Below are 7,748 nucleotides of genomic sequence, written 5' to 3'. Positions count from 1 at the left end.
CGCCGCAGCAGGGCGAACTCCGTTTGCGTCACACAGTCGTTTTCCATGCAGTCCTGACCGTATTTCTCAAAGTCCATGTAGCCACGGCACAGGGTTCTGCCTCACACCCGGCCTGTTTACACTTCAGTTCTGCTCGAATGATCATCGCGAAAGCCCTCCCATCTCCATGTGGCTGCTCTGGCTGCCGTTCATCACTTCTTCCATGCGAAAAAAGCCCTTGTATGCAACATAGCCCCGGTCGGTGAACATCCCGTCCTCCTCGTTCATGCGCTCCGTGCCGTATTTTTCATAGTCATAAAAAGCGTCGAGATTTTCGTCATACTCGAAGTGGCCGGACTGCCGGATCATGTATTTGCCGTACTCCTCCGGTGTATGCGCACCGGGGGCGAAGTCAAAGAGGTCGAGGTGTTCCGCAAGGTTTTTGATCTGTGCCGCGGACTTTGGCTCTGCCAGCATGACCACCGCGCCCAGCTTTTCCATATCCGCTCTTGACAATCCATCCGTCGCCTCTGCCAGTTCATTGAGGTCGGAGAGGGTTTCGTACTTCATATCCAACAGGACATCCACCTCGTTGGGGAGCTGGCTGTCCTCCAACCGCAGGTGGACATCGGCGGGATCTGTGATGCCCCCGCGAAGGAGGGCGCGGTCGATCTCTTCCTGAATCATGGGGAGGTGCAGCCATGTGATATGCTTGGTGTCCTCCGGCTCGGTTTTGGATGTCAGCGCAATGGTGAGCGGATTCGGCTCGTAATAATAGCACGGGAATTCTCTGCCTTGGTAAAACTGCTCCAGCTTCATGCCGTTGTCGTAGACCACGCCGTAGGGGGTGATCGTGCCACCGCCGTTTTCGATGAGCTGCCGTGCGATTTCCTTGCCGTCCAGTGCGTTCAGCTCATCCACGCTTGCGCTGCCGCCGTGCAGGTTCATGTAGTGGTCACGGCCAACAGCGGCGAGGTCGGAAAAGTCGGTGATGACCGTGGCCTGCTGGCAGCAAAAGGTCAGGTTGATGAGATCCTTCAGCTCGAACAGCTCCAGCTTGTGGGCCATCGCCTGAAACTGCGCGGCCTCACCGGTATCGAAGCTTTCCAGCCGTTTGGCGAGGTAGTTCAGTTCCTCCATATTGACCGTGAGCATTTCCGTGCGCTTGAGCACAGAGTAAAAGCTGTTGATTTCCTGCATCTGACTGTCCGCCTTGAGCGCGTCGCCGATCTCCAACGCCTCCAGCAACTCCATGCAGTGCGCGTACTGATGGTGAGAGATGGGGAACGGGATGGTCGCCACGCCGTATTCCGGGTGGCTGGGATTACTCAAAATTGCTTGAAACATTATTTTTTTCCTCCGATCCGTTGATTTTGTTCATCCGTGTCCGCAGGCAGGTGCCGTCCGCGCCCCAGCAGAGAAAGCCGTGGCGGGGGTAGGGGCAGCCGTCACATTCCGGCGAACGGCTGCAAACAGGCGCTGACAGCGGCTCCTGCTGAAAGCCGGGGAAGTGCGGAAGAATGAACTTGAATTGAATCGTGCCGTAAATTTCCATCGTCTTTTCCTCCTCGTTAAATAAAAAAGCCGAGCAGAATTGCTCGGCCTGCGTGGTTACTTATTTCATTGTCATGGTGCCCCGCTCCAGAGTGTCCCGCTGCCGCAGAGCGGCTTCCGGCAGTGATCTGCCGACCTGTTCCATCAGTTCCGCCAGCTCCCGATCCCGTCCAAACGAAAGGGTTTCGTCCTGTTCACGGACGAACGCCAGCGCGCGGTAGATCTCCTCAAGCTGCTCCGGTTCAAAAAGGCCGTCTTTTTGAATAAGCCCGCCGCGCACAGTGAAGTCCCGCTTGGCAGCGTCGTAATCCTCTTGGAAATAATGTCCGTGATGGACGCCCTCTCGGTCGAAGTCCCAATCCCAAGTCACGAATTGGACGCCCCGCTCGGTGGGGTGGCCCGCCAGCATTGCGTCACCGAAGTCAGCGAGGACGCGGTAGTCGCCGTGCAGTCCGCTGACCTTGAGCCGCGGCGCGTTTTCCAGAATCGCCATGTATTCCGAAGTCATTTTGACGGTGTCGATCACCGCCTGCAAAGCGTCCTGCGCGCCGATGGCATCGACACGCTCCTGCCGGTACAAGACGCTGCCCTTGCCGGAAACGCGGCAGAGACGCCCTTTTTCCCAGCAGACGGGCAGATGGTGATCCTCGATTGGCTCCACCGTGAAACCGTTCTGCCGCAAGCGATTGGCGGTTTCTTCAAGGAAACGGAGCTGTGCGGGTTCGTTCTGATCGTTCATTGTGAAGTTCTCCTCGTAAGCAAAAAAATAAGCCGGAGCATCCTGAAATGCTCCGGCCGGGTGATGGATTGGGCAGAGACGCCCTTTTTGACATCGGGAAATGAAAAAGGGCGCCGCTTTTTTGGCTGGTCAAAGCCAACAAAACGATGCCAAAATATTTGTGATCTTTTTTTCGCGAGATTGATGTTTTTTTCGAGAAAGGTGCCCATTCAAAAAGGGCGCCGGGGGCGAAAAGCCGCCGCGATTCGGATATGCCCCAGTTCGAATCACGTCAGTCGCTCCGAAAGCGCTATAAAAATCTATGGTTCAAAAGAAGAAATCCGGGCTCAAAAAAGCCCGGAAACGGTTGATGCGCCTGGCTTTGCGCCAGACGCATCTATACCGGTAACTCTTTATGGCGCAGAAGGGGGGATTCGAACCCCCGCACGGTGTTACCCGCCTACTCCCTTAGCAGGGGAGCCCCTTATAGCCACTTGGGTACTTCTGCATGGCTGTAAGTCTACGGATGGACGATTCAGTTGTTGAGAGAAAAAGTGGCGGAGAGAGTGGGATTCGAACCCACGGCTCTTGCGAGTCACTGGTTTTCAAGACCAGCTCCTTAAACCACTCGGACATCTCTCCGACTCTTCTCCAAATCAGAGACGCTTGTCATCTTACCACCACAAAGCGCATTTGTCAAGGGAAACGGCAAATTTTCTTTTGATAGATGAAACCGCCGCGGCGGGGTTACGCCGCGGCGGTTTTGCTTCTTAGTAGAACTTCTTACGGTTCTTGCGGGCAGCCTCGGACTTCTTGCGGCGCTTCACACTGGGACTCTCGTAGTGCTCACGCTTGCGGACCTCGGCCAGCACTCCGGACTTGGCGCAGCTGCGCTTGAAGCGCTTCAGGGCGCTCTCCAGAGATTCGTTTTCTCTTACACGGACTTCCGACATTATATTTCCCTCCCTCCGGCGCGGCGGGATGATCCCGGCTCGCGTAAGGGCCATTTTTATGGCTTTAACAGTGGTATTATATTCGTTTTCCGCCCCGGTGTCAAGGGGAGATTTATGAACGTGGTGTAAATTAGGCCTGGGGCTTGAAAATCAGGCTGACCAATTTCCCCTTGACCACAATGGACTTGACCAAAGTCATGCCCTGGGCCAACTTCTCTACCTTCGGCTCAGCCAGAGCGGCAGCCACGATCTCCTCATCAGAGGCTTCGGCGGGAACCACGATGTTGGCCTTTACCTTGCCGCCTACCTGAACAGCCATCTGAACGGTAGCGGTGACCGTCTTGCTCTCGTCATACTCAGGCCAGGACTGCAGGCACACCTGCCCGCCGTAGCCAGCCATCTCCCACAGCTCCTCGCACATATGGGGGGCAAAGGGAGAGAGCATGAGCAGCAGGGCCTTCATGTCCCCACGGCTGGCGCCGTTGGCGTAGAAATCATTCACCAGAGCCATCAGGGCAGCAATGGCGGTATTGAACTTCATGGCCTCGATGTCCTCAGACACCTTCTTGATGGCCTTGTGGACGGCCAGCTCGTTGGCGGGAGAATACTCCTCCCCCACGTGCTCCTGCTCGGTGGCCAGGTTCCACACGCGGTCCAGGAAGCGCTTACAGCCCTTCACGGCGTTGGCGGACCAGGCGGCGGCTTTCTCAAAGTCACCAATGAACATGATATAGGTGCGCATGGTATCTGCACCGTACTGGTCGATGATGTCGTTGGGGTTGACCACATTGCCGCGGCTCTTGGACATCTTCTCGCCGCCCTCGCCCAGGATCATGCCGTGGGAGGTGCGCTTTTGATAGGGCTCCTTGGTGGGCACCACACCGATGTCATAGAGGAACTTGTGCCAGAAGCGGCTATACAGCAGGTGCAGGGTGGTGTGCTCCATGCCGCCGTTGTACCAATCCACGGGGCTCCAGTACTCCAGGGCCTCCTTGGAGGCCAGGGCCTTGTCGTTGTGGGGGTCCATATACCGCAGGAAATACCAGCTGGAGCCGGCCCACTGGGGCATGGTGTCGGTCTCCCGCTTGGCGGGACCGCCACAGCAGGGGCAGGTGGTGTTCACCCAGTCGGTCATCTTGGAGATGGGGCTCTCGCCGTCGTCGGTGGGCTCATAGCTCTCCACCTCGGGCAGCAGCAGAGGCAGCTGATCCTCGGGCACAGGCTGCCAGCCGCACTTGTCACACCAAATCATGGGGATGGGCTCGCCCCAGTAGCGCTGGCGGGAGAACACCCAGTCGCGCAGCTTGTAGTTGACCTTGGCCTCGCCAATGCTCTTCTCCTCCAGCCACTTGGTAATGACAGGGATGGCGTCCTTCACGGTCAGGCCGTTGAGGAAGTCGGAATTGACCATAATACCGGTCTCGTCCTTGGCGGTAAAGGCGGCCTTCTGCACGTCCTCGCCGCCGGAGACCACCTCGATGATCTCACAGCCGAACTTCTTGGCAAATTCCCAGTCGCGGTCATCGTGGGCGGGCACAGCCATGATGGCGCCGGTGCCGTAGGTGGCCAGGACGTAGTCGGAAATAAAGATGGGGATCTCCTTGCCGTTGACCGGGTTCACACCCTTCACGCCGTCCAGGCACACGCCGGTCTTTTCCTTGTTGAGCTCGGTACGCTCCAGGTCGGACTTGGAGGCTGCCTCCTTCTGGTAAGCCACGACCTCGTCGGCATTTTTCAGCTTGCCGCTCTCCAGCCAGTTCTTCACCAGCTCATGCTCAGGAGACAGCACCATATAGGTGGCGCCGAACAAGGTGTCGGGACGGGTGGTGAAGACCACGATGTCCTCGCCGGTGGTGGCCTTGAAGGTGACCTCGGCGCCGGTGGAACGGCCGATCCAGTTGCGCTGCTGGATCTTCACCCGCTCGATGAAGTCCAGGCCGTCCAGATCGTCAATGAGCCGCTGGGCATAGGCGGTGATCTTCAGCATCCACTGGCTCTTCTCCTTGCGGATGACGGGGGCGCCGCAGCGCTCACACACACCCTCCACAACCTCCTCGTTGGCCAGTACGCACTTGCAGGAGGTACACCAGTTCACGGGCATGGTGGTCTTGTAGGCCAGGCCGTGCTTGTAGAGCTGGAGGAAAATCCACTGGGTCCACTTATAGTAGCTGGGGTCGGTAGTGTCCACTACACGGTCCCAATCGAAGGAGTAACCCAGCATATGCAGCTGCTTGGTGAAGTTGGCAATGTTGTCCTTCGTCACCTTGGCAGGGTGAATATGGTTTTTAATGGCGTAGTTCTCCGTAGGCAGGCCGAAGGCGTCAAAGCCGATGGGGAACAGGACGTTATAGCCGTCCATACGCTTCTTCCGGGCCACCACATCCATGGCGGTATAAGGCCGGGCGTGGCCCACGTGCAGGCCGTTGCCCGAAGGATAGGGGAACTCCACCAGGCCGTAAAACTTGGGCTTGGAGGTGTCACCGGTCTGGCAGGCGAAGGTCTTTTCGTCCTTCCAGCGGGTCTGCCACTTTTTCTCAATGGCGGTGAAATCGTACTTCAATTTGAATCACACTTTCCTGTATAGTTGGCCCCAAAGGGTTTAAGATAAAACGATTCCGGAATATTATACAAGAATCCTGTCCCGATTGCAAGGGCCGCAGGGAAAAAGGGCGGACATTTTGCCCCTTTTCCTTGCATTCATTTCCCCGGTCTGGTAGGATAAAAGGGAAAAAGGAGGTGAGGATATGCCGGAGTTTGACCCCAGAGCACTGGCTGTGGTAGAGCGTCTGAACGAAGCCGGATTCCGCACGGTGCTGGTGGGAGGCTGTGTGCGGGACAGCCTGTTGTCCATCCCCCTCCACGACTACGATATTGCAACCGCCGCTCTGCCCCAGCAGGTGCTGGCAGTCTGCGCCGACCTGCGCTGTGTGGAAACCGGGCTCAAGCACGGCACCGTCACCGTTCTCTCCGACGGCCTGCCCCTGGAGGTGACCACCTTTCGAAAAGAAGGGGATTACACAGACCACCGCCGCCCGGACAAGGTGACCTTCACCGACGACCTGTCCCTGGACCTGGCCCGGCGGGACTTTACCATCAACGCCATGGCCTGGGGACAAGAGGGCCCCATTGACCTGTTTGAAGGCCGGACCGACCTGGAAAAGCGGCTGATCCGCTGCGTAGGCGAGCCGGACCGGCGCTTTTCGGAAGATGCCCTGCGGCCCCTCCGAGGACTTCGTCTGGCTGCTCAGCTGGACTTCTCTCTGGAGGAGCAAACCGCCGTTGCCCTCCGCCGGCACGTCCCCGAGCTTCGCTATGTGGCCTGGGAACGGATCACTGGGGAATTTCTTCGCCTGTTATGCTCTCCAGCTGCCCCAAGGGTACTGCTGGAATTCCCCGAGGCAGCCGTTCAGATCCTGCCGGAGCTGGGACCCACGGTGGGCTTTGACCAGCGAAACCCCCACCATTGCTACGACGTATACACCCACAGCGTCAAAACCCTGGCCAACGTCCCCCCTGACCCCGCTCTGCGTCTGGCCGCACTCCTCCACGATGTAGGCAAGCCCCCCGCGTTTACTCTGGACGAGGAGGGAATCGGCCACTTCTATGGCCATCCCAAAATCAGCGCCATGCTCTCCGAGAAGGCTCTGGGCCGGCTGCGTCTGGACAAGGCCACGCTGGAGCGCACCCTCACCCTCATCGCCCGCCACGATCTGCCCGTAGAGCCCACCCGGCGGTGGGTGGGCCGGTGGCTCAGCCGGCTGGGGGAGACGGTTTTCTTTGACCTGATGGCCTTGAAGCGGGCGGACGGTCTGGCTTGTGCCCTGCCCGGAGGAGAGCGGGAACAGATCCGTGACCAGGCAGAGCAGCTGGCCCAAACCATGATTGCAGAACAAGCCTGTTTTACCATGAAGGACCTGGCCGTCAACGGTCACGACGCGCAAAAGGCGGGACTGCAGGGGCCGGAAATCGGCAAAGCCCTCCGGTTTCTGCTGGACCAGGTGGCCCAGGGAGAGCTGCCCAACGATAGGACAGTGCTCCTGACACAATTAAACGAAAAAAAGCGGAGCCTGGATTGAGTTCCAGGCTCCGTTCTTATACTTATTTAGAGGCGGGTGGGTCTGTCTTTTTTTGTCCCCAGCTCTCCCCAGTATAGAGATACTTTTTGATGGCAAAGATGAGCGCCACGGACAGCACACTCAGCAGTGTTCCCTCCGGACCGTTGTGGGTAACGATCATCTGCCGGGCCATGGCGAACAGGAGCACATCAATGACCGCCCCGTATGTATGGAGCATGAGCATCTTGACAAACTCGATGCCCATAATAATAAGCAGTACTTTCTCCAGAAAATCATCAATGGAGAAGGACATGGGAGCCTCTCCCAATTCCTGGGCCAGCCCAACGACCAGCAGCACAGCCCGGATGACAATAGCCGCCAAAATGATCACAGCCATGACGATCTCCATGGCCTGGGCAACTTTCAGGGTCCTCTCCCGCATTTTTGCGCGCATGGCGCCCTCCCTTCGGCGTCTTGATCTGCCGCATT

General features: G+C 57.9%; 7 protein-coding genes and 2 tRNA genes. 1 reads left to right on the top strand and 8 read right to left on the bottom strand.

From position 1 onward, the window contains the following. Positions 1–141 precede the first annotated feature (141 nt). The 7 genes from ACTQ3R_RS09335 to leuS form a co-directional block, all read right to left on the bottom strand. Positions 142–1,326: an antirestriction protein ArdA gene (locus tag ACTQ3R_RS09335; RefSeq protein WP_441778856.1), complete on the bottom strand. Its 1,185-nt coding sequence runs from the start codon at positions 1,324–1,326 to the stop codon at positions 142–144. After that, entirely contained in the window at positions 1,304–1,534 is a 231-nt protein-coding gene (locus ACTQ3R_RS09330) for a hypothetical protein (RefSeq protein WP_325285027.1), read from the bottom strand. Before ACTQ3R_RS09330 ends, ACTQ3R_RS09335 begins: the two co-directional genes overlap by 23 nt. Before the next feature lie 60 nt (positions 1,535–1,594). After that, positions 1,595–2,272, bottom strand: a complete 678-nt coding sequence (locus tag ACTQ3R_RS09325; RefSeq protein WP_441778855.1) for a hypothetical protein — start codon at positions 2,270–2,272, stop codon at positions 1,595–1,597. A gap of 395 nt (positions 2,273–2,667) precedes the next feature. Next, positions 2,668–2,759, bottom strand: a tRNA-Ser gene (locus ACTQ3R_RS09320). Positions 2,760–2,806: 47 nt separating this feature from the next. Further along, positions 2,807–2,893: transfer RNA gene (locus ACTQ3R_RS09315), tRNA-Ser, on the bottom strand. Positions 2,894–3,021: 128 nt separating this feature from the next. Next, positions 3,022–3,204 carry a 30S ribosomal protein S21 gene (gene rpsU, locus ACTQ3R_RS09310; RefSeq protein ID WP_023348912.1) on the bottom strand — a complete coding sequence of 61 codons (183 nt, stop codon included), beginning with the start codon at positions 3,202–3,204 and terminating at the stop codon, positions 3,022–3,024. A 130-nt stretch (positions 3,205–3,334) separates the two neighbouring features. Next, positions 3,335–5,764 (bottom strand): leucine--tRNA ligase, encoded by a 2,430-nt coding sequence (leuS, locus tag ACTQ3R_RS09305; protein WP_441778854.1) that lies wholly within the window; start codon positions 5,762–5,764, stop codon positions 3,335–3,337. A 184-nt stretch (positions 5,765–5,948) separates the two neighbouring features. Between leuS and ACTQ3R_RS09300 the strand changes: the two genes are divergently transcribed. Further along, on the top strand, positions 5,949–7,280 hold the full coding sequence (locus ACTQ3R_RS09300; protein WP_441778853.1) for a CCA tRNA nucleotidyltransferase: 1,332 nt from the start codon (positions 5,949–5,951) through the stop codon (positions 7,278–7,280). A gap of 22 nt (positions 7,281–7,302) precedes the next feature. On the opposite strand, the gene ACTQ3R_RS09295 is transcribed toward ACTQ3R_RS09300, so the two are convergent. Then, on the bottom strand, positions 7,303–7,713 hold the full coding sequence (locus tag ACTQ3R_RS09295; protein WP_441778852.1) for a hypothetical protein: 411 nt from the start codon (positions 7,711–7,713) through the stop codon (positions 7,303–7,305). Between the last annotated feature and the right edge of the window lie 35 nt (positions 7,714–7,748).

This window comes from Lawsonibacter sp. LCP25S3_E2 (assembly GCF_052117285.1).
GTDB lineage: Bacteria > Bacillota > Clostridia > Oscillospirales > Oscillospiraceae > Lawsonibacter.
The sequence above is the reverse complement of the archived record's forward strand: the minus strand, read 5'-3'. Positions and strand labels throughout refer to the sequence as shown.